This window comes from Mycobacterium sp. NPDC006124, from assembly GCF_040614235.1.
Classification (GTDB): Bacteria; Actinomycetota; Actinomycetes; order Mycobacteriales; family Mycobacteriaceae; genus Mycobacterium.
The window spans coordinates 94083-118385 of record NZ_JBEXUA010000002.1 but is presented as its reverse complement, the minus strand read 5'-3'; the positions used below and the strand labels follow the sequence as shown (position 1 = coordinate 118385).

Below are 24303 nucleotides of genomic sequence, written 5' to 3'. Positions count from 1 at the left end.
TGTATCAAGATAAGGCGTAGAATCGTTGCTACACACACAGGAGGAACGATGACCACCATCACCCGCGACGTCGCCATCGGCGAGTTCGTCGCCTCGCCGGCCCTGGCCGCCGACTTGCAGGCCGTCCTCGTTGGACTCTTGGAGTTGCAGAGCCAGGCCAAGCAGGCGCACTGGACGGTCGTCGGCCCGAACTTCCGGTCCGTCCATCTCGAACTCGACGAGGTGGTCGACTCGGCCCGCGGCTACGCCGATTCGGTCGCCGAGCGCATGCGTGCGCTGGAAGCCGTGCCGGACGGACGCACGGGGACCGTGGCCGCGACGACCTCCCTGGAGGCGTTCCCCGCCGGTGAGGTCGGTGTCGAACGTGCCGTCGCCGTGATCGCCGATCGCATCCTCGCCGTGGTCAACGTCATTCGCGCCGTCCATGACGAGGTCGACGGTGATGATCCCACCAGCGCCGACATCCTGCACACCGTCTTGGAGGGGCTGGAGAAGCAGCGGTGGATGCTCGCCGCGCAGTTGCGACACGTGTCCTGATCAGAAGCCCGCCGACCGCAGGGCAGACCACTGGGCGCGTTCGCGCTCGGTCTCGTCGTTGGAGATGACGGCGCCGAATGCGGCCGCGTCGCGGGCGAATCTCGTCGCGGCGTCGGACAGCGCATCGGGACCCTGCAGCCGAAACTGACTCGGCGCGAGCGGGCCGAACAGCAGCGCACGGCGCAGCTCGGGCCAGTCCTCCAGACGGGGTTCGACGCCCGCCGCGCGCGCGAAACCCACAGCGGCCAGGTTCATCCGGGTCTTCTGGGGCAGGCCTCGCCGGGCGCGGCACAGCCGCACCGCCCGACGCTGGTCGGCCTCGGCGGGGGCCGGGATCGTGCCCGCCCACGTGTAGGCGATCCACCTCGCCTGCAGTTCCAGCGGCACGAAGTATCCGCCGGACTGGTCCCACATGCCCATGAACGCCAGCCCGGGCAGGTCGGGGTGGAACGTGTACCGGTCGGCGTCCAGATGCACCGAGTCCAGCCCGATGAGCTCTCGGATCTCGTCGCTCAGGAACGGCAGGTCGAGGTCGAATCCGGTGCCGAACACGATGGCGTCGAAGTCTTCGACGTGCCCGTCGGCGAAGGTGACGGCCGCGCCGGTCACCGAGGTCAGCCACGGCCGCACGGAGATTCGGCCCTCGGCCACCAGCGGCAGGTATTGCTGGCTGAGGGTGACCCCGGCGGCGAACAACGACGGGTCCGGTGCCGGCGCACCGTACTGTTCCGGGCTGCCGCCCGCCTCGACGACGATCTCCTTGAGCTGACGGTCGACCTCGGCGGCGGGCAGGTTCTCGGCCGCCAGCACGCCGTACCGGGTGAAGATCCGATGGTCCGAGGGCACTCCTGCGGCGAACTTCGGCAGCACGTATCGCTGACGTCGCTGGGTGACGACGACCGTGGCCGCACCCTGCTGGGCGAGCTCGGCGGCCACCTCCAGCGCGCTGACCGCGCAGCCGGCCACCAGGATTCGCTTTCCGGTCAGTTGCGCCGAACCTCGATAGTGGTAGCTGTTCGAGGTGCCCACGCTGCCGGCGAACGTGTCGAGACCGGGTACGGGTGGTGTCGCCGGGGCGTGAAAACGGCCGCTGGCCACCACCACCCGGTCGAACCTGCTGCGCTCACCGTCGTGGCTCAGCGACCAACCGTCGCCGTCGCGGTCGAGGTGCTCGACGGTGGTGTCGAACCGAATCCGCGGTAGCAGCCCGAACGACGCGGCGTAGCGGTGCAGATAGTCGAGCACTTCGCCGCTAGATGGAAAGACGTTGGTGGACAACGGTTCCAGGTCGCTGAAGGCGGTCAGCACGCGACTGGTGTTGGTGTGCATCGCCGGCCACACCCCGCTGGCACCCGGCAGACCGGCCCACTGTCCGCCCAGGACCGGGCTGCGTTCGAACACGGTCGGCTCGAAACCTCGTGCGGTCAGCCAGCGCGCGGCGACGAGACCGCCCGGTCCCGCTCCGATCACCGCCACGTCTCCGGTCATCCGGTCACTCTCGCATGCCCGTCACGAGGTTCGGGGCGTATGAAGGATTGATGCGCATCATCACCGTCGAAGAGCACTTCCACCACCCGCAGTCGGTGGCGCAGGTCCTCGAACTGTCCGGACCGGGGCCCGTGACGCCCGACGCCGGCTTCGGCGAATTCCTCGGCGACTTCATGCCCGATCGCGAGTCCGCCGAGAGCCTGGCCGGCAAACGCCTGGCCCACATGGACGAGGTCGGCATCGACGTCCAGGTCGTCTCCCACGGTGCGAACAGCCCCGGAAACCTGGCGCATCCGGATGCAGTGCAGCTGTGTCGAACGGTGAACGACGAACTCGCGCGGCAGATCTCGGAGCACCCGACCCGCTTCCGCGGCTTTGCTACGCTGCCGCTCTACGAACCCGCCACGGCCGCCGACGAGTTGCGGCGGTGCGTGGAGGAACTGGGCTTCGTGGGGGCGCTGACCCACGGAAGCATCGAGGGCGCGTTCCTCGACCACCCGAGGTTCGAGCCGGTGCTGGCGGCGGCCGAGGCCGTCGGGCGGCCGATCTACGTTCATCCCGGCATGCCCGGACGGGCGATTTCGACGCCGTACTACGCGGGTGAATGGCCCGCGGCCGTCCAATTCCTGTTCGCCGGCCCCGCGTTCGGGTGGCACGCCGAGGCGGGCATCCACGTCATCCGCCTCATCCTGTCCGGCGCACTGGACAGGCATCCCAATCTCACTCTGCTGAGCGGGCACTGGGGCGAGTTGGTGGCCGGCTGGCTCGACCGACTCGACGAGGTCGTGGGATGGGCCGATCACCTCGACCGTGCGCCGAGTGCCTACTACCGCGAGCAGGTGTGGGCGACGCCGTCCGGGATGTTCAGCCAGAACCAGCTGAACTTCATCGTCGCCGAGATCGGCGCGGACCGCATCATCCACTCCGAGGACTACCCGTACGTGGTGCGCGACGACGTCAGCACGTTCCTCGAGCGGGCCGACCTCACCGACGGGCAACGTGCCGCGATCGCTCACGGCAACGCCGAGAAACTGCTCGGAATGTCAGGGCAATAGCAGGAAAGACGTCCTCGAGGACGCGCGCCCGCCCGACTCGCCGCGCCGTCCGTCGCGAGGCGTGGTTGTTCGCACTGCCGGAGCGCGTCGAGATCCTCGAAGTCGGGGGCGACCACCTCGACGAATGGCCTGCCGACGTCGCGACCGTAGAAGCGAATCCCGCCGAGGAGCGCGCCATGGGAGGTCTCGACGACGCGGTGCGCGTAGTCGCCGGGAGCCACCCCAGGCAGGTCGACGTGATCGGTGAACAGCCGGGCGTACGCCGGATCGTCGACCTTGGCGAGCTCCCCGTCCAGCCACCGGCGCACCATGGGCGCACCGTGCGCGCCGAACAGTCCCCGTGCGAGATCGTCGTGCTCCCGCAGTGAGCCGGCGAGAAAGCGCTGGTAGAGCTGCGATCGCTGCATCAGCGCACAGCGTGCCACCTCCCGCCGGACGCGGCCACCGAATCAATCACCCGGGCCAATCGCGCGCAATTGGACCCCGGGGCTCTATCGTGTCGCTGTGCCGGAGATGGATCGTCGAAACCTTCTGTTCATGTCGGGATTGGGCCTCTTGGCCGCGGCGATCCCACTTCCCACCGCAGGCGCGTCGCCAGCTCGACCCGGGCCGGCGCCGTTGGCGCCACCCCCGGAGAACGCCGCCCCCGCCTTCCTGTTCCACGACGAGTTCGACGGGCCGGCGGGTTCGGCGCCCGATCCGTCGAAGTGGATCGTCTCCACGGCCCGGGAGACCATCAAGAACCCCGTCTTCTGGGATCGCCCTGAGAACATGGGGCAGTACCGCAATGACCGTCGCAACGTCTTCCTCGACGGCAACTCCAATCTGGTCATCCGAGCCACGAAGGAGAACGGGAAGTACTTCGGCGGCAAGCTGACCGGTACCTGGCGTGGCGGCATCGGCCTCACGTGGGAGGCCCGAATCAAGTTCGACTGCCTGACCCTGGGGTGCTGGCCGGCATGGTGGCTGCTCAACGACGACCCCGTTCGCGGCGGCGAGATCGACCTGGTCGAGTGGTACGGCAACGGCAGTTGGCCGTCGGGGACCACCGTTCACGCCCGACTGGACGGAACGTCGTTCGCCACACAGCCGTTCGACGTCGACGGTGCGTGGCACGTCTGGCGCTGCACCTGGACCGACGCGGGCATGTACTTCTGGCGGGACTACGCACCGGGGATGGAGCCGTACTTCACCGTGCCCGCCAACTCCCTCGACGACTGGCCGTTCAACGATCCGGGGTACCAGCTGGCCCCGATGCTCAACCTGGCGGTGGCGGGCTCCGGCGGCGGAGATCCCGCCGGCGGCACCTATCCGGCGGACATGCTCGTCGACTGGGTGCGCGTCTGGTGATCGACCCGCCGGGGTCTCGTGAGCACCGTCACCCCGACTGGTTCGACTCGTGTCGGAATAAAAGTCCTCATCCATTCGTCGGTTAAGGCGAAGGACTAATGAGCGTTTGGATGAAGGAGTACCCCATGAGTTCTAGCAGCAGCAGGACATTCGCAGCCATCGCCGGGGGCGCCATGGTCACCCTCGGAATCGTCGGGGCGACCATCGCGCAGGCCACACCGGGGGCCGTCGCCGATTCGGAGATGTCGACCGGCACCACGAGCACCGTGACGACCGCACCCGGCACACCGCCAATTCCCATGGCGCAGCCCAGCATCAAGGGTCCGGCGCCGTTGCCGGCCGAGGAGCAGGGTCTGCCCGGCTGACCTGATCGCGACTACATAACTCGATCTATGTAGATCAGTGGACGCATCGTGAAACGACGGCTCCGGCACCTTGAGGTGCCGGGGCCGTCGTCGTCCAAGGGTCCGTGTCCGGCTTGCACTCTCAGCATCTCCGCAGGCCTCTCGCAGCCCCGTGACTCGGCTCGGCTGCCGGTTCTTCTCCCATCATCTGTATAGGCATCGTGATATACAACGTGGGTGGATGAGGTGTGGTCGCTCGACGCGCCCGACGATTCGGTCGGCGACATGATGGACGTGGCGGCAGACCTCACCATCCGGCATCTCGCCGAGCGCGCGGGGTTGAGTGCCAGCGCCGCGCTGCTCCTGAACCGACTGGCCCAGGAGGGGCCGGCGCGGCTCACCGTGCTGGCAAGCCTGGAGGGCATCTCCCAACCGGCGATGACGCAGATGGTGCAGCGACTCGAACGCCAGGGTCTCCTGGCCCGAACCGGTGATCCCGACGACGGCCGGGCCGCGGTCGTGTGTCTCGCTCCCGAGGCTCGAGCCAGGCTGGACGACCGTACGGTCGCCCGCCGCGCCCGCCTCACGGCCCTGATGGGCACCCTGTCGTCGGACGACGAATTCTCCCTCGCGCTCGCCGCACGGGTCGCGCTGCCGATCCTGCGACGGCTCGGCGAGAACGCCGCCGCAGCGGCCCGGCACGACGCCGACGAACAGTTCTGAGGACGTTCGTCACGGTCAAGCCCATCCCCGTGTGTGCCTCGACTGAGAGGGACGGGAGAATCGTCCCCACACTCGAAGAGGAGGCTGAAGATGCTGCGCGACTTTCCCGACGTCGTCGTCACCGGGTTCGCGACGACCAACGCCCTCGCCACCGACGCCGAAGCGACTTGGACCGCCCTGCTGGACGGCGGCTGCGGGATTCGCCCCCTGTCCGGGGAGTTCGTCGACGAACTCGATCTGCCGGTCACCATCGGTGGCCAGTTGCTCGAGGACTTCGATTCCGAACTCAGCAGGGTGGAGCTGCGTCGGCTGTCCTACCCCCAGAAGATGGCCCTGGTCCTCGGCCGACGGGCGTGGGCCGACTGTGGGGCTCCCGAGATGGACCCCACTCGGCTCGCAGTGTCGGTCAGCACCGGATACGGCAACGCCGAGGAAGTCATCCTCGCCTACATCGCCATGCGCAACCGGGGCCTCAAGGCGGTGTCCCCGCTCGCCGTGCAGATGTTCATGCCCAACGGAGCCGCCGCGGCGATCGGCCTCGATCGGGAGGCCCGCGCGGGCGTGTCCGCCCCCATGATGGGTGACGCGTCCGGTGCGGCGGCCATCGCACAGGCCTGGCAGCAGATCATGTTCGGCGACGCCGACGTCGTCGTCTGCGGTGCCGTGGAGTCACCGATCGAGGGCGTGCCCATCGCCGCCTACTCCCAGATCGACGGCATGATGGCTCCCGAGGACGGCGACCCCGCGAGTGCCTGCCGACCGTTCGACGAGAGCCGCCGCGGCATGGTGCTCGGCGAGGGCGGCGCCCTGCTGATCCTCGAGACCGAGGAGCACGCGAAGGCCCGGGGAGCGCGCATCATCTCGCGGCTGCTCGGGGCGGCGTTCACCTCCGACGGATACGACGCGCTGCTGTCGGATCCCAGTGCCGAACAAGAGGAGCACGCCCTGACCCGGGCGATTCAGCTCGCCGGCCTCACCCCGGGCGACGTGGACCTCGTCAACGCCCACGCCACCGGCACGGTCGCCGGAGACCTCGTCGAGGCCACCGCGTTGCAGAAGGTTTTCGGCACCCACCGTCCCCCCGTCTACGCCCCAAAGGCCTCGCTGGGCAACACCTTTGGATCAGCAGGTGCCATCGAGGCGGTGTTGACGATGCAGGCCCTCCGCGACGGAGTGGTGCCACCGACCCTGAACACCTCACGCCTCGGCGATGGCATCGACCTCGACGTGGTCATCGGTCAGGCCCGCCGATCCGACTTCCGCTACGCGGTGAGCAACACCTTCGCCTTCGGCGGCCACAACGTGGTGCTGGCCTTCGGCAAGTACTAGGGCGAATCGGCCTCAGACGCCGACTGCCTGCTCGAGCTCGGCCAGCGAGTTCTCCAGGTGCATCAGCAGCCGCTGCAGGTGCGGCACGCTGCGTCGGCAGCCGACGAGTCCGAAGTCCAGGTTGTCGGCGTTGTTGGTCATCGTGATGTTAAGCGCCTGACCGTCGAGCGCGATGGAGAACGGATAGTTGCCGTCGAGGCGGGCGCCGTTCCAGTACAACGGTTCCGATGCGCCGGGAACATTGGAGATGACGATGTTGAACGGTGGCGGCGCCGACGAGACGAAGCCGGGGAGCAGCCCCATCGCCAGACCCGACATCAGGACCGCCGACAGGGCGAGCGCCTGCGTCCTCGGCAGCTCGGCGAACACCTTCTTGTTGTCGTCCATCGACGTGCTGATGGCGTCGAGGCGCTTGGCGGGGTCATTCATGTCGGTGGCCAGATTGCACAGGATGGTGCCGACCATGTTGCCGCCGGCGTCCTGTTCGTCCTTGGTGCGCAGGCTGACCGGCACCATCGCCACCAGCGGTGCCTCCGGGAGCGCGGCTCGTTCGATGAGATAGGCGCGCAGAGCCCCCGCGCACATCGCCAGCACCACGTCGTTGACGGTGACACCCGCGGCGGACTTGACCGCCTTGATCCGGGCCAGCGGCCATGACTGGGCGGCAACGCGCCTGGCACCGCCGATGGGCACGTTGAACATCGTCTTGGGAGCGCGGAATGGCAGTGTCAGTTGCTGTTCCAGTAGCGCGGCCCGCGCGAGCGACAAACTCGAGGGGGCCAGCGAGGCGATCGACCCGACGGTCCCCGTCACCGACTGCAGCGCAGACCGACTGCCGTTGGACTGGCGGGTGCGCTGCTTGGGACCCAGCGTCCACGGGATCCGCATCTCGCGGTCGTCGGGGTCCGACGTCATCGAGCGGACGGTCAGCCGCTGGGCACTGACGCCGTCGAGCAACGAGTGGTGGATCTTGGTGTAGACCGCGAACCGACCGTCCCCCAGGCCCTCGATCAGGCTCGCCTCCCACAGCGGACGGTGCCGATCGAGCAGTGTGCCGTGCAACCGTGACACCAACTCCAGGAGGTCGCGGACGCGGCCGGGACGAGGCAGACCGGAGCGACGAAGGTGATAGTCGATGTCGACGTCGTCGTCGAAGGCCCATGCCAGGTTCGAGATACCGCCGAGCAGCCGCCCGGGATGCTTGCGGAACGTCGGCTGGAAGTCGTCGTTCTTGGCGATCGTCTCGTACATGTCGCGGATGTAGTCCGGCCCCGAGCCCTCGGGCGGTTCGAACAGTTGCAGGCCCGCGACGTGCATCGGGTGTTCTCGGGATTCGCCGAGAAGGAACATCGAGTCCGTCGGCGACATCAGCTTCATGGGTGTGACGGTACCCACACTCCCTGGGGTTCACTCACCGCAGGGCCTCGACCTCAGCCTTGGGGCAGCCGGACGACCTGCACGAAGAACTCGTCGATCTGACGGACCGCGTTCATGAACTGGTCGAGGTCCACGGGTTTGGTCACGTAGGCGTTGGCGTGCAGCTTGTAGCTGCGCAGGATGTCCTCCTCGGCCGCCGAGGTGGTCAGCACGACGACCGGGATGTGGTTCAGGTCCGGGTCGGACTTGATCTTCTCGAGCAACTGCCTGCCGTCGTACTTCGGCAGGTTGAGGTCCAGCAGGATCAGGTCGGGCGTGGGAGCGTCGGCGAAGGCGCCGCGGCGGTAGAGGAAGTCCAGACCCTCCTCGCCGTCGTGCGCCACGTGCAGATTGTTCTTGATCTTGTTGTGCTCGAAGGCTTCCCGCGTGATGAGCTCGTCACCCGGGTCGTCCTCCACCAACAGGACGTCGATCGGTCGAGCGGCTGATGTCATGGGGCCGTTCCTTCCAGGGATGGTGCGGGGACCTGCGCCGGGGAGGGTACGGGCAGGGTGAAGCGGAACCGGGTGCCCTCGGTGTAGGACGTGTCGATCCAGATCGTGCCACCGTGGTGTTCGACGATCTTCTTGCACAGGGCGAGTCCGATGCCGGTGCCACCGTAGGTGTCGCGACCGTGTAGCCGCTGGAAGATGATGAACACCTTGTCGACGAACTCGGGGGCGATGCCGATTCCGTTGTCGGACAGGGTGAACGAATACCGAGCATCGTCGGGTCCGGCCGAATCGTCGGCGCGCTCCCATTCGATCGCGATCCGGGGCGCGACGCCCTCGCGGTGGAACTTCATGGCGTTGCCGATCAAGTTCTGCCACAGCATGGCCAGCAGGGTCGGATCGCCGACGACCGGGGGCAGCGGCTCGGCAGGGCGCACGACGACCGCGTCGGACTCCTCGATCGCCACGGACAGGTTGGCCAGGCCGGCTTCCAGCGCGGCACCGAGGTCGACGTCGGTGCGCGCGGCGTTGAGGCGCCCGACGCGGGAGAAGGTGAGCAGGTCGTTGATCAGCACCTGCATGCGCTTGGCGCCGTCGACGGCGAAGTCGATGTACTCGACGCCTCGATCGTCGAGCTTGTCGCGATACCGCTTCTCGAGCAGCTGGCAGAACGAGGTGACCTTGCGCAACGGCTCTTGCAGATCGTGTGAGGCGACGTAGGCGAACTGCTCGAGCTCCGCATTCGACCGCCGCAACTCCACGGTTTGTTCGTCCAGTCGCGCCCCGGCCCGACGGGATGCCTCGAGCTCGTCGACGATCCGCTGCCGCATGTTCTCGACGTCGACGGCGATGGCGCGGATGTCCTTGGGTCCCTGCACCGCGATGCGCTGACCGAAGTCGCCCTCGGTGATGCGCCGGCACGACGCCGCCAGCGACGCCAGCGGCCGGGTGACCGCGGTGTGCATCACCACGGCCAGCGCCGCCGCGGTCAGCAGAAGTGCGACGACGATCGCGCCGAGAACGGCGTTGCGCCACCAGCGGACCCGGTCGAGGTCGACGATTCCGTCGGCCCGGGCCTCGGCGAGGTGCGCGTTCTGGGTGTCGAAGAGCGCCCGGATGCGGTCGAACTCAGCCTTGCCGCGGTCTGCGACACCCGGGTCCATCACGGCGGGGGCGCCGGGGCGGATGGCGGCGATCAGCGGCTCGGCGAACGCGGTGCGCCAGGAGCCGGCGGCCCGGTCGACGGCGTCCATGTCGGCGAGCAGGTCGGAGCGACCGACCGCGTGCTCGCGCAGCTGCTGGGTCGCGGCGGCCTGGGCCTGCTGCCCCGTGTAGTACGGGGTCAGGAACTGGGGATCGGCCGAGATGGCATAGCCCCGAATGGCGGTCTCCTGATCGCGCAACGCCGCCTGCAGTTGGTAGGCGGCCGAACGCGACGGTTGGATCTCGTCGATCAGCTGGTGGGCGACGTCGTCGTAACGGCTCAGCAGCAGCCCGCCCGCGATCCCGGCACCGAGGATGAGCAGGCCCATGATGGTCAGCACCAGGGTCTGCCAGCCCTGCACGGTCAGCGGTGAGGACCGATGGGAGGTCTCCACGGGTTGGGTCGCCATCAGGAAGTCCGTTCCACTCGCACGACGGCGACGTCGTCGGACAGACCGCCGTGCAGCGCCGCCTTCTCCTTGGCGCCCTCGATGAGCGCATCGACGAACGCCGAACCGGTCAGGGCCGCCCGAGACCGGGCCAGCTCGAGCAGGCCGTCCTCGCCGAGCCGTTCGTTGCCGACGCCCGCGTGCCCCTCGAACAGCCCGTCGGTCAGCAGCAGCAGACCGTGCCCGGCCGGCAACTCCAATTCCGCGATGGGCCACGTCGCGGCACCGAGACCCAGAGCGGGGCCGGCGGGCGGCTCGAGCCACTCCACTCCGCCCGGGCCGTGCAGCAGCATGCCGGGATGCCCGGCCCGGACCACGGTGTAGCTGCGGTCATCCGGAGAGAACGCGAGACTCACCACCGTGGCGAAGATCCGCGCACCGGGGCTCTCCGCGCGCAGGATCCGCTCGAGTTGACCCATGCGTTCGTTGCCCCGCAGGCCGGCGAAGGTCAACGCGCGCCAGCCAATTCGCAAGGCGACCCCCAGGGCGGCCTCGTCGGGACCGTGGCCCGCCACGTCGCCGACCATCACGTGGACGGTGCGGTCGGGAGTCTGGACGAAGTCGTAGAAGTCACCGCCGAGCAGTGCGTTCGCCCGGCTCGGGCGGTACGTCGCCACGATGTCGACGCCGGGATCGTCGAGCAGCAGCGGTGACGGCAGCAGCCCGCGTTCGAGGCGGGAGTTCTCCTGGGCCCGCAGCTGGCTGGCGCGGAGGTCTGCCGCGGTGATCTCGGCGCGCTTGCGTTCGATGGCGTACAGCAGGGCCCGCCGAAGCATCTCGGCGTCGACGCGGCCCTTGACCAGGTAGTCCTGCGCGCCCGACGCGAGCGCGGACACGCCGAAGTGCTCGTCGGTCAAACCGGTGAGCACGACGATCGGGATGGCGGGGTCGCACTTGGTGACGCGGTCGAGCGCCGCGATGCCGTTCGCGTCGGGCAGGTTGAGGTCGAGCAGGACGCAATCGGGGCGCAGCGTGTCCAGCTCGACCTCGGCGTCGGCCATCGACGCCGCCCAGACCAACCGGACGTCGATGTCGACGTCGGCGACCAATTCCTCGACCAACAGGGCGTCACCGCGGTCGTCCTCGACCAGCAGCACCGACAAGGGCCCGGTCAGCGGCCCGACGCGGGCACCAGCCGTCGCACCTGGGTCGTGTGGAGCCCCCACCGGCAACCACATCCTTCGAACGTCGCAGTACGGCGCTGCCCATGATCGACAGTCATTAGACAGTACCGGTGCGAGTCCGCGTGGCTAGGCGCCGAGTGCGGCGAGAGCCTCGTCGGCGCTGGGGTAGAGCGCCAGGAACTCGTCGAGCTTGGTCAACTGGATGGGGCGTGCGGTCGCAGGGCCGCTGGCCACGACCGCGAATTTGCCGGTCCCGCCAGCTCTTTCGTGAGTCTCGGCGAGGATTCGCAGCCCAACCGAGGCCAGGAACGTCACCGCGGTCAAGTCGACGACCAGGGCGCTGGCGTGCTGCTCGAGCAGCTCGGCCAGGAGTTCCTCCAGGTGGGGTGAGGTGGCGAGGTCCACCACGCCCTCCACCTTGACCACGGTGGCCCCGTTCCGCCGCTCGACCGAGGTCGAGATCGCATCGGCTGCCGGCAACGGCCGTCCTCCCTACTGACGTTCTGGTTCGTCGCCGCGGCGACGAGACACGCGAAGTCTAGTGTCCGCGTTGGCGCACCCGAAGATCAAACCGGGGTTCGACACGCGCGTCACCCCCAAGGCTAATGTCAAGATCGGCGGGCAAACGAACCGGACGCAAGGACGCGGCGGAGCACTCGGACCCGCCGGACACTCGTGCCCGCTAGTCAAGGAGCATCCTCGTGCCCACGGTGGCGATTGCGAATCGCATTTTGGGGGAACACACGCGCGTGACGGTCGACGCCTCAGCACCTGCTGCGCACGACGGAGTCACGACCCGATGACCGAAGCGGACTTCGCCGGCCGTTACGCGGCGGCTCTTCGGCACTATCTGGACGTCGGCGGGGAGGAGAGTCTGCGCGCCGGACGCGATCTCGGTCGTCGGGCGTTGGAGGACCGCCTCAGCGTGACCGACATGGTCGAATGCCACTTCCAGCTCGCCGAGGACCTTCCCGCCTCGTCGCGTCCGGCGGCCCTGCGGTTCCTGCAGCAGACCCTCGCCGCCGTCGACGCCGCCTCCCGCGGATTCGTCGACGGCGCCGAGCGCTACGAGCAGCAACGCGCGCGGGCCGACGACCTGGAGCTTCGCGACGCCTTCCGCACGGCGCTGGTGAACTCCCTGCAGGAGGGCTTCTTCGTCGTCGACCGTGCGGGCACGATCGTCGAGGTCAACGAGGCGTTCGCCACGATCACCGGCTGCGGACCCGAGGGTTTGCCGTACCGGTGGCCGTATCCCTGGCTGGTCGACCAGGATGACGCCAGTCGGCGGCTGGCCTTGCTGGTCGACGAGGGCAGCGTCGCGGCCGAGACCCAGATTCGCCACCAGGACGGCCGCATCAGCTGGGCCGAGGTCAGCATCAACTCCGTCACCACCGACGTGACCGAAGGGGACGCCTACGTCGGCACGATTCGCGACGTCACGTCGGCGCGGGCGTCCTCCGCCCGGGAGCGTGCCGTGGTGCGGCTGGCCACGGCCGTCGGCATCGCCACCAGCGTCGCCGAGGTGCTCGACATCGTGCTCGAGGAGCTTCGCTCCGCCGTCGACCTCGCCCGGGTGATCGCGGTGACGTCGACGAGGTCGGGGGCCGAGCCCGAGGTCACGGTCGCCGGGTCGGCGGAGCCGATCGCCTGGCGCGACCTCGACCCGTTCCTGCAGGCCCGCTTCACCGAGTCGCGGGATTGGCCGCCGTTGTCGGTCCAGGCGATCGGGACGGCCGGCCCGTCGGGCCCGTGGTTGGGCATCATGGCCGTGCTCTCCGGCGTGACGCCGACTGCCCTGTGGCTGGAGAACGCCGAACCTCGGGTGATCGGAGACGACGACCGGCTGCTCGTCACGACGCTGGTCGGGCATCTGAGTCTCGCCGTCCAGCACGTTCGCCAGTTCGAGATCGCCAGGGAGGCCTCGTCGACCCTGCAGCGGACGATGATGCCGACGACCAAGCCTCCCGTCGGATTCGCGGTCCGGTACGAGCCGGCCGCCTCGCCGCTGGAGATCGGCGGCGATTGGTACGACGTGCTCGCGGTCGGCGACCACCAGGTCGGGATCGTCGTCGGCGACTGCGTGGGCAGCGGGCTGTCGGCCGCGGCGGTGATGGGCCAGCTGCGCAGCTCGGCCCGGGTACTGCTGGTCAACGGCGTCAGCCCGGGGCGGTTGCTCGACGAATTGGATTCCGCGGCCGCGCTCATCGCCGGCGCGTATTGCACCACTGTCTTCGTCGGGATCGTCGACGCCGACACCGGGCAGATGTCCTACAGCAGCGCGGGACACATACCGGCGCTGCTGGCCGCCCCCGGCGAAGCGGCCCGCAGTCTGACCGGTGCCACGTCGGTGCCGCTCGCGGTGCAGAAGTCGGGTCCGCGGCCGGAGGCCTCGGTGTTCCTGCCGCCCGGTTCCACCCTGATGCTCTACACCGACGGTCTGGTGGAACGCCGAGACGAGTTGGTGGACGACGGGATCGAACGAGCGGGCCACGTGCTGGCCGAGACGGTCGAGTCCTCGGCCGACGTCGTCGCCGACGCGGTGCTGGAGCGCTTGGCGCCCAAGGACGGCTTCGACGACGACGTCGCGATCGTGGTGTACCGACGCCCGCCGGCGCCGCTGATGATCGACGTGCTCGCCACCCCCGATCAGCTGAGCGACATCCGGCGTCAGATCACCGCGTGGCTGCAGGCCACCGGGATCCCCGACGACCTCGGCGGGGACATCGTGCTGGTGGTCAACGAGGCGTGCACCAACAGCATCGAACATGCCTACCGCGGAGCGGCGCCGGGGCGCGTGGTGGTTTGCGCCGAGGCCAAGGGGCGCGGGATCTCGATTCGCGTCGACGACTTCGGCTCGTGGAAACTGCCCGACGCCAATCCGCGGACCCGCGGGCGCGGGGTGCCGCTGATGCGCGCGGTCAGCGGTGACGTCTCCCTCGACGGCACCGCGACCGGCACCACCGTGACGATGAACTTCGAACTGTCCTAGACCGCGACGACGTCGGGGGCGACGCTCAGCGCCAGCGTGGCGGCGTCGTCGTCGACCCCGGTGCCGAGGTCCTCGATCAGGGCGCGCATGGCCGCCACGATGCCGTGAGCGTCGTTGGGGGAGTGGGCGAGAGCGAAGCGCAGCAGTGCGCCGTCGTCGTCGTAGCGTGACCCGGCGCCGGTGCGCGCCTCGGTGTATCCGTCGGAGTATGCGACCAGCGTGTCGCCCGGTGACAGCGCGAGCCGGGTGTAGGAGAACCTCGGCTCGGAGAACAGGCCGACGGCCTGCCCCCCGTTGGTGGGCACGTAGTCGGCGGTGCCGTCACTGCGCAGCAGCAGTGGTGGCGGATGCCCGCCGGTCGCAATCTGGACGTCGAAACCGTGTGCAGCGCTTGAGATCACGCCGAAGAGCACCGTGCAGAACCAGTCCCGGCCGCCGTGGGCGTCCTGCTTGAGGACGCTGTCGAGGGTGTGCAACACCGTGACCGGGTGATCGTCACCGACGGCGGCGGCCCGCAACGTGTATCGGGTCAACGACGTCAACGTGGCTGCGCCGACGCCCTTTCCGCATACGTCGCCCAGGAAGAAGCCGTACCTCTCGCGGGACAGCGGGAACAGGTCGTAGAAGTCGCCGCCGACGTCGCCGGCCGACGGGCTGTGGTAGTGCGCGGCGACCTGCAGGCCCGGGGGCGGTGAGAACGACGGCGGGACCAGCGAAAGCTGAAGCGTCTGAGCCAGACTCACGGCGCGACTGCGTTCTTCCTCGGCACGCCTGCGTTCGGCCAGGAGTTCGCGCTCGTAGGAGCGACGGTCTGCGGCGTCGTCGGCGACGATGCGGACCAGCAGGGGTCGGCCGTCGGCGTCGGACTTGACGTTGGCCGTGAGCAGGACAGGGAGTCGTCTGCCGTCGGAGGCGACGATGTCGACGGCGACGCCGCTGAGTGCTCCGGACGCCAGCAGCATCGGGGCGAAGTGGGTCTCGTAGTGGATGCGGCCGCCCGCGGTCAGCATCTGCGCGAAGGGGGTGCCGATCAGCGCGTCTCGCTCGCGCCCCAGCCAGGACGCGATGGTTTGGTTGACGGCCTGGATCTCCCCGTCCGGGGTGGTGATGACGTACCCGCACGGCGCGTTGTCGAAGGCGTCGCGGACGGCCTCGGAGCCGGCCGTCACGCCGGGGTCGCGAAGCTCGCGATGGCCGCCGCGGTCGGGTCGGGAGCGCTGAGCTGAGGGCAGTGACCGGTGGCGTCGATCGTGACGATGGCGCTGCTCGCGATGTGCTGGTGGGTGTAGGCGCCGACCGAACGCGGGGCCAAGGTGTCGTGGAGACACTCGATCACCAAGGACGGAATCCCGACCCGGGGCAGGTCGGCCCGATTGTCCGACAGGAACGTCGTCCGTGCGAACACCCGAGCCATCGCGGGATCGTTGCGGCAGAACGATTCGGTGAGCTCCTCCTCGAGCTGCGGCCGATCGGGGGTACCCATCACCCGCGGCGCCATGGTCCGCGACCACCCGAGGTAGTTGCTCTCCATCGACTCGAGCAGTTCGTCGATGTCCATGCGGGTGAATCCGCCGGTGTAGTCGTCGTCGTCGAGGTAGCAGGGCGACGGGGTCAACAAGACGAGCTTGGCGAAGCGGCGGGGATCCTTCACCACGGCGAGCACGCCCATCATGGCGGCCACGGAATGACCGACGAAGACGACGTCGGTGAGGTCGAGGCGCTCGGCGATCTCGAGGATGTCGTCGGCGTAGTTCTGCAACGAGGAGTACCGCTCGGGGTCCCATGCCTGCGGGTCGGACAGCCCCGATCCGACGTGGTCGAACAGCACGAGGTGGAACCGATCCCGAAGTCGTTCGACCACGAGACGCCACAGGTTCTGGTCGCATCCGAACCCGTGGGCCAGCATCACCGTCGGCCCCGACTCGAGACCGGCGAAGGTCACGTTGTTCCTGGCGCCCACGTCCACGCGGTCATCATTTCACGACCGGCCCGCGAACATTCCCCCGTTGCCGCGGGTTGCCCCGGCCACGCTTGACGGCGTGCGAGATGGGTATTGACGATTCATGGCAAACGACGATTTCTCCAAGGGCGACCACGTGGAATGGAAGAGCCACGGCGGTACCGCCGAGGGCACGGTCGAGAAGAAGATCACCAGCGACACCAAGGCCGCCAAGCGCACCGTGCGGGCCTCGAAGGACGACCCGCAGTACCTGGTGCGCAGTGACAAGAGCGGCGGCGAGGCCGTGCACCGTCCCGATGCGCTCGAGAAGAAGGACTGAGGGTCGGCGTTGCGGCTGCGGCGAAGCGTCCTCACCGGGCCAGGTCTGACCCGGGTTCGGCGCGGCAAGGGGTTCAGCTACCTCGACGCCGAGGGTGATTCGCTGACCGATGGCCGGCACCTCGCACGCATCGAGGAACTGGTCATCCCGCCGGCCTGGAAGAAGGTGTGGATAAGCCCGTACCCCAACGGCCACATCCAAGCCGTCGGAACCGACGCGGCCGGGCGTCGTCAGTACCTGTACCACCGGGCGTGGCAAGAAGAGCGCGCCGAGGCGAAGTTCGACCGGGTGCTCGAGATGTCGAAGCGGCTGCCCGGATGGCGGGCGGAGATCGCGAAGGATCTCGGTGGTCGCGGCTTCACCCGTCAGCGGGTGCTCGCGCTGGCGCTGCACCTCATCGACCTGGGGTACTTCCGCGCCGGCGGCGAGCAGTACGCCGAGGAGAACGACTCCCACGGGTTGGCCACCTTGCTATGCGAGCACGTCAGTGTCGGCAAGGGGGTCGTGTCGTTCGACTTCCCGGCCAAGAGCGGGGTCCGCCGCAGCCTCGAGATCGACGATCCGGCGGTCGTGAGGTCGGTGCGGTCGTTGATGCGGCGGGAATGCCCGAGCGAGCGCTTCCTGGTGGTGCGGGGTGACGGCGGCTGGAAGGACGTACACGCCGACGACCTGAACACCCGGTTCAAGGAGCTGCTCGGGGCCGACTACAGCGTCAAGGATCTGCGCACCTGGCACGGCACGGTGCTGGCGGCGACGGCCTTCGTCGACGCCGATCCGCCGGTGTCGAAGAAGGTGGTCAAGCGGGTGGAGTCGGCGGTCATGAAGGAGGTGTCCGCAGGGCTGGGCAACACGCCCGCCGTGGCGCGGACGTCCTACGTCGACCCTCGGGTGGTGCTGGGGTACGAGCAGGGCCTGACGATCGCAGCGGCCGCCAAGAGGGCGGCCCGCGTCGACGACCCGGCCGAGAAGCAGGCCATCGTCGAGCGCGCCACGAGGACCCTCATTCACCGAGTGGCCAAGTCCTGACGCCTCATCCGCGCTCGGAGACGCTGGCGGCCAGTTGGCCGATCGGTGAGTCCGCCAGGCCGTCGGCGAGATCGCGCGGGTTCCGGTAGACCGCCACCGCGCCCTCGCCGATGAGCCTCGACGCGTCCACGCCGCCACTCTCGACGCCGATGCACTCCACGCCGGCCCGGCCCGCCGCCTCGACGTCCCAGACGGAGTCCCCGACGAAGACCGCCTGACCCGGCGCCACACCCGCGCGCCGCAGCGCGACCTCGACGATGTCGGGACGCGGTTTGGCGGTCTCGACGTCCTCCGACGAGGTCACTGCCGACACGATGTCCTCCTGGTCGAGCACCTTGCGCAACAACGCGAGTTCGTCCTCGGGTGCCGAGGTGGCCAACACGACCTGCAATCCGCTGGCGGCGACCAGGTCGAGCAGACGGCGCGTGCCGGGCAGCGGTTTGAGCAAGCGTGCGGTCTCCAGGTAGAAGCGGGAATGCAGGTCCTTGGCGCGGGCCTTGACCTCGTCGCCGGAGTCCGGAGCCAACTCCTCCAGCAGCGACGAGCCGTCCATCCCGATGCCGCGGTGAATGCGCCACGACTCCACGTCGACGTCCACCTGGGCGAACGCCCGCTGCCAGGCGTGCACGTGAAGATAGTTGGAGTCGACCAGGGTGCCGTCGATGTCGAACAGGACTGCGGGTGTGGGCATGCTCGGAGGGGTTCCCCTGCCCGGTCCGGTGAAACGGGTGTTTCACCCGAGGGACCCTCGGGAACGCAGACTGCCGGGGGAGGGACGGACGCCGTGGCCCGCGAGGCAGTGGCCGGGCGTGAACACCACGATCGTGAAGGGACGTCGAGTCACGGGGAGGTGGGCCGAATGTGCTTCGGCCGCAGGGGTTCTCGAATCCCGTGACTTTCGCTTATGACTATTACTCACAACGCATTCGAGTTCGCAACGGCCTGGGACGGCCTGTGGTCGTCCAGCTTCGGGCGGTGGATGGCCACCAAGGGCCTGCACATCGTGCTGGTGATCGTCGCCACGATCGGTGCCACCAGGGTGATCCGTCACCTCGCCGGTCGCATCAGCAGGCGGCTCGCCGAGAGTGACGACTCCGACGCGACCGTGCAGTCCGAGGCGGTCAAGCACCGTCAGGCCGTGGCGTCGGTGATCTCGTCGGTGGCCATCGCCGTGCTGTACGTGGTGGTGTCCGTCGACGTCGTCAACACCCTCGGTCTGCCGATCGGCTCGCTGGTGGCACCTGCCGCGGTCCTCGGTGCGGCCCTCGGCTTTGGCGCCCAGCGGATCGTCCAGGATCTGTTGAGCGGGTTCTTCATCATCACCGAGAAGCAGTACGGCTTCGGCGATCTCGTCCAGTTGACCATCGGGGCCAGCAACGAGGCGGTCGGCACGGTCGAGGACGTCACGCTGCGGGTCACCAAGCTACGCACCAGCGACGGTGAGATGTTCACCGTGCCCAACGGCCAGATCGTGAAATCGCTCAACCTGTCCAAGGATTGGGCGCGTGCGGTGGTCGACATTCCGGTGCCGGCCTCTGCTGACCTCAACCGGGTCAACGACGTCCTCAAGGGCGTTTCGGACAAGGCCATGAGCGACGAGGTCCTACCGACCCTGCTGCTGGACTCGCCGTCGCTGATGGGCGTGGAGAGCATCGGCGTGGACGAGGTCAAGCTGAGGATGGTGGCGCGCACGTTGCCCGGCAAGCAGTTCGACGCCGGCCGACGTCTACGGCAGCTGGTGGTCGCCGATCTGCGCCGCGAGGGCATCGACAGCAGGACCCCGACGACGGTCGACGCCGTCTGACGGTCAGAACGTCGTGAACAGCACCGCGGCGGCGGCGATGACGACGAGCCACGCGACCGCCGGTACGACGATCCCGTACCGGTGGCGCGCGGTGAGGAACGACAGCCCAACGGCGACCGCAGCCACCGCGGGCGTGCCGTATTCGATGAGGCCGAAGACCGTTTCGTTGGGGCCAAACTCCGTGCACGTCCCGCTGCTGCAGCCGGCGGTACCGAGAACCTGCAGGTAGGAGTAGACGACGACGGCCAGTGCAGCGGGTGCGCTCAAGATCGCCAGGATCCAGTTGACCGCCGTACGGGTGCTGCTCTGAGTTCCGGTGTCCACGGGCGTCAGCCCTGGGCGCGCGCCTCGGCGCCCGTCTCGCCGGAGTCGAAGTCGTCGTCGGAGGCCTGCTCGCCGACGTAGCTGCCGCCACCGTCGCGGTCGGCGCGAGATGCCGCGACGTGGGAGTCGTCGTCGACGTCCGATTCGCTGCTCGACCGATTCTCGGGCTCGTCTGTGTGGTGTCGTTCGGACATGGGCGTACCTCCTGGGTGCCGCCATGGGATACCCCGATCCCGGCCGCCCACACCCCTAGACGTTTCGCACCGTCCGCCGTAGGGCACATGCATGGGGACCAAGGCGGTCCACGGCAAACTCGCAGGAGGTTTGAGCTTGATGCGCATGAAGGCGATGACGGGCATGGCGACGGCGAGCCTGGCTCTCGGAGTGTTGTTGAGCGGTTGCGGCGCGAAGGTCGAAGGCGGGGACACGTCGTGCAAGGACTACCTCAAGGCCAACGACGGTGACCAGCAGACGGCGGTGTCGAAGATGCTGAAGGACGAAAAAGGCACCGACGCAGCGCAACTCGAGATCACCGGGACGAAGCTGTCGGTGCAGACCTTCTGCCAGACCGCAGGCAAGGAAGACAGCAAGATCAAGGAGGCTCCGCACCTGTAGGGGCGGGGTTTCCCCACGTTGCACTCGGGTAAGAGTCGGTCATGGTGGCGCACGAAGCTCGTGCGCCATCGTGACCGACGAGAGGAACCGTTGATGGGGTCCAGTGCGGCGCCGAGGTGGGACGACGTGGTGGTGGTCGTCCCCGCCCACGATGAAGCCCAGACGTTGCCGCAATGTCTGAAGGCCATCGTCACGGCGTCGGCATGCGTTCCGGTGCCGGTGTCGACCGTCGTCGTGCTGGACGCCTGCTCAGACGGAAGCGCATCACTGGCAGGACGATTCGGCCCCGACGTCCACTTCGTCGAGGTCGACGCGCGCAACGTCGGAGCGGCGCGGGCCGCCGGCTTCGCCCACGCGCGCAGCAGTGTGGGGGCCGAGGCGCCCGACGAGTCGCGTACCTGGTACGCCACGACCGATGCCGACAGCGTGGTCGACCCCAGTTGGCTGATCCGGCAGTTGGACGCCGATGCCGACATGGTGCTCGGGGTGGTCCGGGTGGTCAACTGGCGCCAACACTCCGCGGCGGCGGTGCGCAGGTACCTCGCCGGCTACCGGGCAAAGCTTCGTCGGATCGGCGGCGGACACGATCACGTGCACGGGGCCAACATGGGATTCCGGGCCGACGCATATTGGGCGACAGGTGGTTTCGCGGCTCTGGCCTCCGACGAGGACGTCGACCTGGTGCGCCGCTTCGAACAGGCCGGTCGCCGCATCCACCGCGACGCCGGTCTGTCGGTGGTGACCTCGGCCCGGGCGCAGGGTCGGGCACCGCGTGGCTTCGCCACGCACCTCGGGACGGTCGCACGACGCGACGGTGCCGCGTGACCGTCAACCTGGTGAGGCGCTGGCTCGAGGCCGGCGAACTCGACCTTCCCACACCGGGATCCGGACGCACGGGGGCGCGATGGTGGAAGTTGGCCGCCCTCACCGAGAACGACGTCGTGGCCGGACGACTTGCCGAGGCGCACGCCGACGCGCTGGCCATCCTGGCCGAACTCGGCGGACCCGGTCCCGAACCCGGACGGCTCTGGGGGGTGTGGGCAGCCGAGGCCCCGAACGCGGTCCTGACGGCCACCGACGACGGCGACGGCCGGGTGCGGCTCCACGGCACCAAGGCGTGGTGCTCAGGCGCCACGATCTGCAACCACGCCCTGGTCACAGCCCGTCACGACGACACCGGACGCGGCCTCTACGCCGTCGACCTCGGCCAGGCCGAAGTCCAACCGCTGCCCGACGATTGGCACAACGTGGGCATGCACGAATCCGACACCAGGTCGGTATTGCTGACGGGCGCGGCCGCCGTGCCCGTCGGCCGACCGGGTGAATATCTGTCCCGGCCCGGCTTCTGGCACGGCGCCATGGGGGTGGCGGCCTGCTGGCTGGGCGGCGCCCGTGGAGTCGCAGCCCCGCTCTACCGCGCCGTGGCCGCCGAGCACGACGGCAAGGCGCCCGACGAGCACGCCCGCGCCCATCTGGGGGCCGTCGACGCGGCGCTGGCCGCCGCGGAGGCCATCCTGGTCTCGGCCGCGTGCTACGTGGACGCCGAGCCGCGGGGTGGGCGCGCCGAGCTCATCGCCCGGCGGGTGCGTGCCGTCGTCGAGGTGGCCGTCGACGAGGCCGTCGCCCGCACCGGTCGGGCGCTCGGGCCTGCGCCGCTGGTGCTCGACGCAGCGCATGCCCGGCGGGTCGCCGACCTCACCGTCTACGTACGGCAGAGCCATGCGGAGCGAGACCTCGCCGCCCTGGGACGTCTGGCGGCCAAGTGACGTCGACGGCACCGGGCAACGGAGCGCGGTTTGCGGCCGCACCCGTCGTGGACGGCGGAACACCCGCGGCCGAGTGGCATGACTGGGTCCAGCGCCTGCCGACCTTGGACCTGTCCGAGTGCCCGGCGCTCGTCGTCGTGGCGCCGCACCCCGACGACGAGACCCTCGGTTTCGGCGCCACCGCGTCGCTGCTGCGATCGCGCGGCGTCGACGTCACGGTGGTGTCGGTGACCGACGGCGGAGGCTCTGTACCCGGCTTGTCACCCGTGGAGCGGCGCTGGCTGGAACGGGAGCGACGCGACGAAATGCGTTCGGCGACGGCGGTTTTGGGCATTGACCCGCCGGTGACGCTGGGCCTCGCCGACGGTGAGGTCGCCGAGCACCAGGACGAGCTGACCACACTGCTGACCGACGTCCTGGCCGCGCGCCCGCCCGGTACGTGGTGTGCCGCCACCTGGCGCGGCGACGGCCATCCCGACCACGAGGCCGTCGGCCGCGGTGCCGCCGCCGCCGTGGCGGTCACCGACGCCGTGCTGCTGGAGTTCCCGGTGTGGATGTGGCATTGGGCGACGCCCGGTGACGACGCCGTGCCGTGGCACCGGATGTCGGCGGCGCCTCGCGACTCGGCGGCGATGACGCGCAAGCGGCAGGCCGCCGAGGCATATGCGTCGCAGCTGGCGCCCTATCGCGACGGCGCCGAGGTGGTGCTGCCGCCGTTCGTGGTGGAGCGACTCTTCGCGGTTCCGGAGGTGGTGATCCGATGACCGACCGATTGCCCGACGAGTACTTCGACGACGTCTACGCCGACTCCGCGGACCCGTGGGGCATGGCCGAGCGGTGGTACGAGCAGCGCAAGTACACGATCACCATGGCGATGCTGCCCGACCAGCGCTACCGTCACGCGTTCGAACCCGGCTGCTCCATCGGCATGCTGACCGAACGACTCGTCGAGCGGTGTGACCGCGTGACCTCCTACGACGTCGCGCAGGCGGCGCTCGACATCACCCGGACCCGGCTGGGGGACCGCGAGGACCTCGAGCTGGTGCGCTCGTCACTCGATGCGGCGTGGCCGGGCGAGGACGTCGACCTGGTCGTGGTCTCCGAAGTCGCGTACTACCTCGGCGAGGAGTCGCTGCGGCAGGTGCTCGACCGCGAATGCCGGCGATTGGCGGCGGGCGCGACGATCGTCGCCGCGCACTGGCGACACCCCGTGGCGGACTATCCGCTCACCGGGGACCGGGCGAATGCCGTGATCGGGGAGACCGCCGGCCTGACGCCGATGGCGCGCTATCTCGACGACGACGTCGTGGTCGACGTGTTCCGCCGCGGTCCGAGCGAATCGGTCGCCGTCGGAACCGGGGTGCCCGGCGCGGTGGGCCGAGGCTAGCGGCTGGTCACCAGCCGGAGGTGGCTCCGCGGCGGGCGCGTGACCGTGGCGATCGCCGCCTCCATCGTGTCGGCGACCGGGAGCCCACCGTCGGGGTCGCACACCCGCAGCACCCGGTTGACCTCGGTGCCCGCCAGGACCACCCAGTTCACCGCGTGCCGCGAGCACATGACGTTGATGCGGTGCAGAATCGAGAACCCTTGCACGGCAAAGAATTCGAGCTCGCGGAGATCGACGACCAGGCGACTGGCGCTCTCCAGTTCGGCTTCGACGTACTTGCCGAGGAGCAGGGCGTTGGCGGCGTCGACCTCGCCCTCCGCGCTCACCACGAGGACCGGGGAGCGGGTGGCGGAGGTGGCGAACCGCACGCGCTCACGGGGTAGGCCGGGTGGGTCCGGCGAGATACGGGGAGCTAGGGACACGGGGGCCTCCGGTGGGTTTCGCTCACGCGCCTGAGATTGACGTCTGGTGGAGCGCCTTTGTGTCCGGGAAGCTGCGTCTGACCGCCGCTATCATCTCTTGCCGGGCATCGATGACGTGTGGGGGCTGTCAGTTTCAACCTGTCGTAGACACTAACGCCGAACTGCCAGCCGAAACAATGGTGTCTTCCTGAGAGCTTGCCGTGATCTCGAGCCGCGAGACC

Annotated in this window: 28 protein-coding genes; 15 read left to right on the top strand and 13 right to left on the bottom strand. The window is 69.0% G+C overall.

Annotated elements, in window-relative coordinates:
* Positions 1–48 precede the first annotated feature (48 nt).
* Positions 49–537: a DNA starvation/stationary phase protection protein gene (locus ABZ195_RS04225; protein ID WP_355215187.1), complete on the top strand. Its 489-nt coding sequence runs from the start codon at positions 49–51 to the stop codon at positions 535–537.
* Here the strand turns inward: ABZ195_RS04225 and ABZ195_RS04220 are convergent, their stop codons facing one another.
* Positions 538–2025, bottom strand: a complete 1488-nt coding sequence (locus ABZ195_RS04220; RefSeq protein WP_355215185.1) for an NAD(P)-binding domain-containing protein — start codon at positions 2023–2025, stop codon at positions 538–540.
* A 50-nt stretch (positions 2026–2075) separates the two neighbouring features.
* Here ABZ195_RS04220 and ABZ195_RS04215 point away from each other — a divergent pair, with 50 nt between their 5' ends.
* Positions 2076–3080: an amidohydrolase family protein gene (locus ABZ195_RS04215; protein WP_355215183.1), complete on the top strand. Its 1005-nt coding sequence runs from the start codon at positions 2076–2078 to the stop codon at positions 3078–3080.
* Here ABZ195_RS04215 and ABZ195_RS04210 read toward each other — a convergent pair.
* A complete protein-coding gene (locus tag ABZ195_RS04210; protein ID WP_355215181.1) occupies positions 3038–3487 on the bottom strand; it encodes a hypothetical protein in 450 nt (149 codons plus the stop codon). The two genes, ABZ195_RS04215 and ABZ195_RS04210, sit on opposite strands and share 43 nt — an antisense overlap.
* A gap of 106 nt (positions 3488–3593) precedes the next feature.
* Here ABZ195_RS04210 and ABZ195_RS04205 point away from each other — a divergent pair, with 106 nt between their 5' ends.
* The 4 genes from ABZ195_RS04205 (at position 3594) to ABZ195_RS04190 (ending at position 6826) form a co-directional block, all read left to right on the top strand.
* On the top strand, positions 3594–4430 hold the full coding sequence (locus ABZ195_RS04205) for a glycoside hydrolase family 16 protein (RefSeq protein ID WP_355216047.1): 837 nt from the start codon (positions 3594–3596) through the stop codon (positions 4428–4430).
* A gap of 125 nt (positions 4431–4555) precedes the next feature.
* Positions 4556–4795 carry a hypothetical protein gene (locus ABZ195_RS04200; protein ID WP_355215179.1) on the top strand — a complete coding sequence of 80 codons (240 nt, stop codon included), beginning with the start codon at positions 4556–4558 and terminating at the stop codon, positions 4793–4795.
* Between the two features lie 216 nt (positions 4796–5011).
* Positions 5012–5497: a MarR family transcriptional regulator gene (locus ABZ195_RS04195; RefSeq protein WP_355215177.1), complete on the top strand. Its 486-nt coding sequence runs from the start codon at positions 5012–5014 to the stop codon at positions 5495–5497.
* Positions 5498–5587: 90 nt separating this feature from the next.
* The gene (locus tag ABZ195_RS04190; protein ID WP_355215175.1) at positions 5588–6826 is read left to right on the top strand and encodes a KasA/KasB family beta-ketoacyl-ACP synthase; all 1239 of its coding nucleotides are present in this window, start codon (positions 5588–5590) and stop codon (positions 6824–6826) included.
* Positions 6827–6838: 12 nt separating this feature from the next.
* On the opposite strand, the gene ABZ195_RS04185 is transcribed toward ABZ195_RS04190, so the two are convergent.
* From ABZ195_RS04185 to ABZ195_RS04165, 5 genes are all read right to left on the bottom strand, one after another.
* A complete protein-coding gene (locus ABZ195_RS04185; RefSeq protein ID WP_355215173.1) occupies positions 6839–8203 on the bottom strand; it encodes a wax ester/triacylglycerol synthase family O-acyltransferase in 1365 nt (454 codons plus the stop codon).
* 53 nt (positions 8204–8256) lie between these two features.
* Entirely contained in the window at positions 8257–8697 is a 441-nt protein-coding gene (locus tag ABZ195_RS04180) for a response regulator (protein WP_355215171.1), read from the bottom strand.
* On the bottom strand, positions 8694–10307 hold the full coding sequence (locus tag ABZ195_RS04175) for a CHASE3 domain-containing protein (protein WP_355215169.1): 1614 nt from the start codon (positions 10305–10307) through the stop codon (positions 8694–8696). The genes ABZ195_RS04180 and ABZ195_RS04175 overlap by 4 nt, the downstream gene beginning before the upstream one ends.
* Positions 10307–11512: a SpoIIE family protein phosphatase gene (locus ABZ195_RS04170; RefSeq protein WP_355215167.1), complete on the bottom strand. Its 1206-nt coding sequence runs from the start codon at positions 11510–11512 to the stop codon at positions 10307–10309. Before ABZ195_RS04170 ends, ABZ195_RS04175 begins: the two co-directional genes overlap by 1 nt.
* Before the next feature lie 84 nt (positions 11513–11596).
* Positions 11597–11950 carry an STAS domain-containing protein gene (locus ABZ195_RS04165; RefSeq protein WP_355215165.1) on the bottom strand — a complete coding sequence of 118 codons (354 nt, stop codon included), beginning with the start codon at positions 11948–11950 and terminating at the stop codon, positions 11597–11599.
* Between the two features lie 319 nt (positions 11951–12269).
* On the opposite strand from ABZ195_RS04165, the gene ABZ195_RS04160 reads away from it, so the two are divergent.
* Positions 12270–14459, top strand: a complete 2190-nt coding sequence (locus ABZ195_RS04160) for a SpoIIE family protein phosphatase (protein WP_355215163.1) — start codon at positions 12270–12272, stop codon at positions 14457–14459.
* Here ABZ195_RS04160 and ABZ195_RS04155 read toward each other — a convergent pair.
* Both ABZ195_RS04155 and ABZ195_RS04150 read right to left on the bottom strand, forming a co-directional pair.
* Positions 14456–15628 carry a SpoIIE family protein phosphatase gene (locus ABZ195_RS04155; RefSeq protein ID WP_355215161.1) on the bottom strand — a complete coding sequence of 391 codons (1173 nt, stop codon included), beginning with the start codon at positions 15626–15628 and terminating at the stop codon, positions 14456–14458. The two genes, ABZ195_RS04160 and ABZ195_RS04155, sit on opposite strands and share 4 nt — an antisense overlap.
* Positions 15625–16425, bottom strand: coding sequence for an alpha/beta hydrolase (locus ABZ195_RS04150; protein ID WP_355215159.1), 801 nt, complete (start codon positions 16423–16425; stop codon positions 15625–15627). The genes ABZ195_RS04155 and ABZ195_RS04150 overlap by 4 nt, the downstream gene beginning before the upstream one ends.
* A gap of 97 nt (positions 16426–16522) precedes the next feature.
* Here ABZ195_RS04150 and ABZ195_RS04145 point away from each other — a divergent pair, with 97 nt between their 5' ends.
* Both ABZ195_RS04145 and ABZ195_RS04140 read left to right on the top strand, forming a co-directional pair.
* Positions 16523–16738, top strand: a complete 216-nt coding sequence (locus ABZ195_RS04145; RefSeq protein ID WP_355215157.1) for a DUF2945 domain-containing protein — start codon at positions 16523–16525, stop codon at positions 16736–16738.
* Positions 16739–16747: 9 nt separating this feature from the next.
* A complete protein-coding gene (locus tag ABZ195_RS04140; RefSeq protein WP_355215155.1) occupies positions 16748–17764 on the top strand; it encodes a DNA topoisomerase IB in 1017 nt (338 codons plus the stop codon).
* 4 nt (positions 17765–17768) lie between these two features.
* Here the strand turns inward: ABZ195_RS04140 and ABZ195_RS04135 are convergent, their stop codons facing one another.
* On the bottom strand, positions 17769–18455 hold the full coding sequence (locus ABZ195_RS04135; RefSeq protein ID WP_355215153.1) for an HAD family hydrolase: 687 nt from the start codon (positions 18453–18455) through the stop codon (positions 17769–17771).
* 288 nt (positions 18456–18743) lie between these two features.
* Here ABZ195_RS04135 and ABZ195_RS04130 point away from each other — a divergent pair, with 288 nt between their 5' ends.
* Positions 18744–19568 carry a mechanosensitive ion channel family protein gene (locus tag ABZ195_RS04130; RefSeq protein WP_355215151.1) on the top strand — a complete coding sequence of 275 codons (825 nt, stop codon included), beginning with the start codon at positions 18744–18746 and terminating at the stop codon, positions 19566–19568.
* Positions 19569–19571: 3 nt separating this feature from the next.
* On the opposite strand, the gene ABZ195_RS04125 is transcribed toward ABZ195_RS04130, so the two are convergent.
* Together ABZ195_RS04125 and ABZ195_RS04120 are read right to left on the bottom strand one after the other, a co-directional pair.
* Positions 19572–19892: a hypothetical protein gene (locus tag ABZ195_RS04125; RefSeq protein WP_355215149.1), complete on the bottom strand. Its 321-nt coding sequence runs from the start codon at positions 19890–19892 to the stop codon at positions 19572–19574.
* Between the two features lie 5 nt (positions 19893–19897).
* Entirely contained in the window at positions 19898–20086 is a 189-nt protein-coding gene (locus tag ABZ195_RS04120; RefSeq protein ID WP_355215148.1) for a hypothetical protein, read from the bottom strand.
* A 145-nt stretch (positions 20087–20231) separates the two neighbouring features.
* Between ABZ195_RS04120 and ABZ195_RS04115 the strand changes: the two genes are divergently transcribed.
* The 5 genes from ABZ195_RS04115 to ABZ195_RS04095 all read left to right on the top strand — a co-directional run bounded on the left by ABZ195_RS04115 (position 20232) and on the right by ABZ195_RS04095 (position 23660).
* Complete coding sequence (locus tag ABZ195_RS04115; protein WP_355216046.1) at positions 20232–20507, top strand: hypothetical protein; 276 nt, start codon at positions 20232–20234, stop codon at positions 20505–20507.
* A 93-nt stretch (positions 20508–20600) separates the two neighbouring features.
* Positions 20601–21332, top strand: a complete 732-nt coding sequence (locus ABZ195_RS04110) for a glycosyltransferase (protein ID WP_355215147.1) — start codon at positions 20601–20603, stop codon at positions 21330–21332.
* Positions 21329–22273, top strand: coding sequence for an acyl-CoA dehydrogenase (locus tag ABZ195_RS04105; RefSeq protein ID WP_355215145.1), 945 nt, complete (start codon positions 21329–21331; stop codon positions 22271–22273). The genes ABZ195_RS04110 and ABZ195_RS04105 overlap by 4 nt, the downstream gene beginning before the upstream one ends.
* Complete coding sequence (locus ABZ195_RS04100; protein ID WP_355215143.1) at positions 22270–23037, top strand: PIG-L family deacetylase; 768 nt, start codon at positions 22270–22272, stop codon at positions 23035–23037. Before ABZ195_RS04105 ends, ABZ195_RS04100 begins: the two co-directional genes overlap by 4 nt.
* A complete protein-coding gene (locus ABZ195_RS04095) occupies positions 23034–23660 on the top strand; it encodes an SAM-dependent methyltransferase (RefSeq protein WP_355215141.1) in 627 nt (208 codons plus the stop codon). Before ABZ195_RS04100 ends, ABZ195_RS04095 begins: the two co-directional genes overlap by 4 nt.
* Here ABZ195_RS04095 and ABZ195_RS04090 read toward each other — a convergent pair.
* Positions 23657–24082, bottom strand: a complete 426-nt coding sequence (locus ABZ195_RS04090) for an STAS domain-containing protein (protein WP_355215140.1) — start codon at positions 24080–24082, stop codon at positions 23657–23659. The genes ABZ195_RS04095 and ABZ195_RS04090 overlap by 4 nt on opposite strands.
* Between the last annotated feature and the right edge of the window lie 221 nt (positions 24083–24303).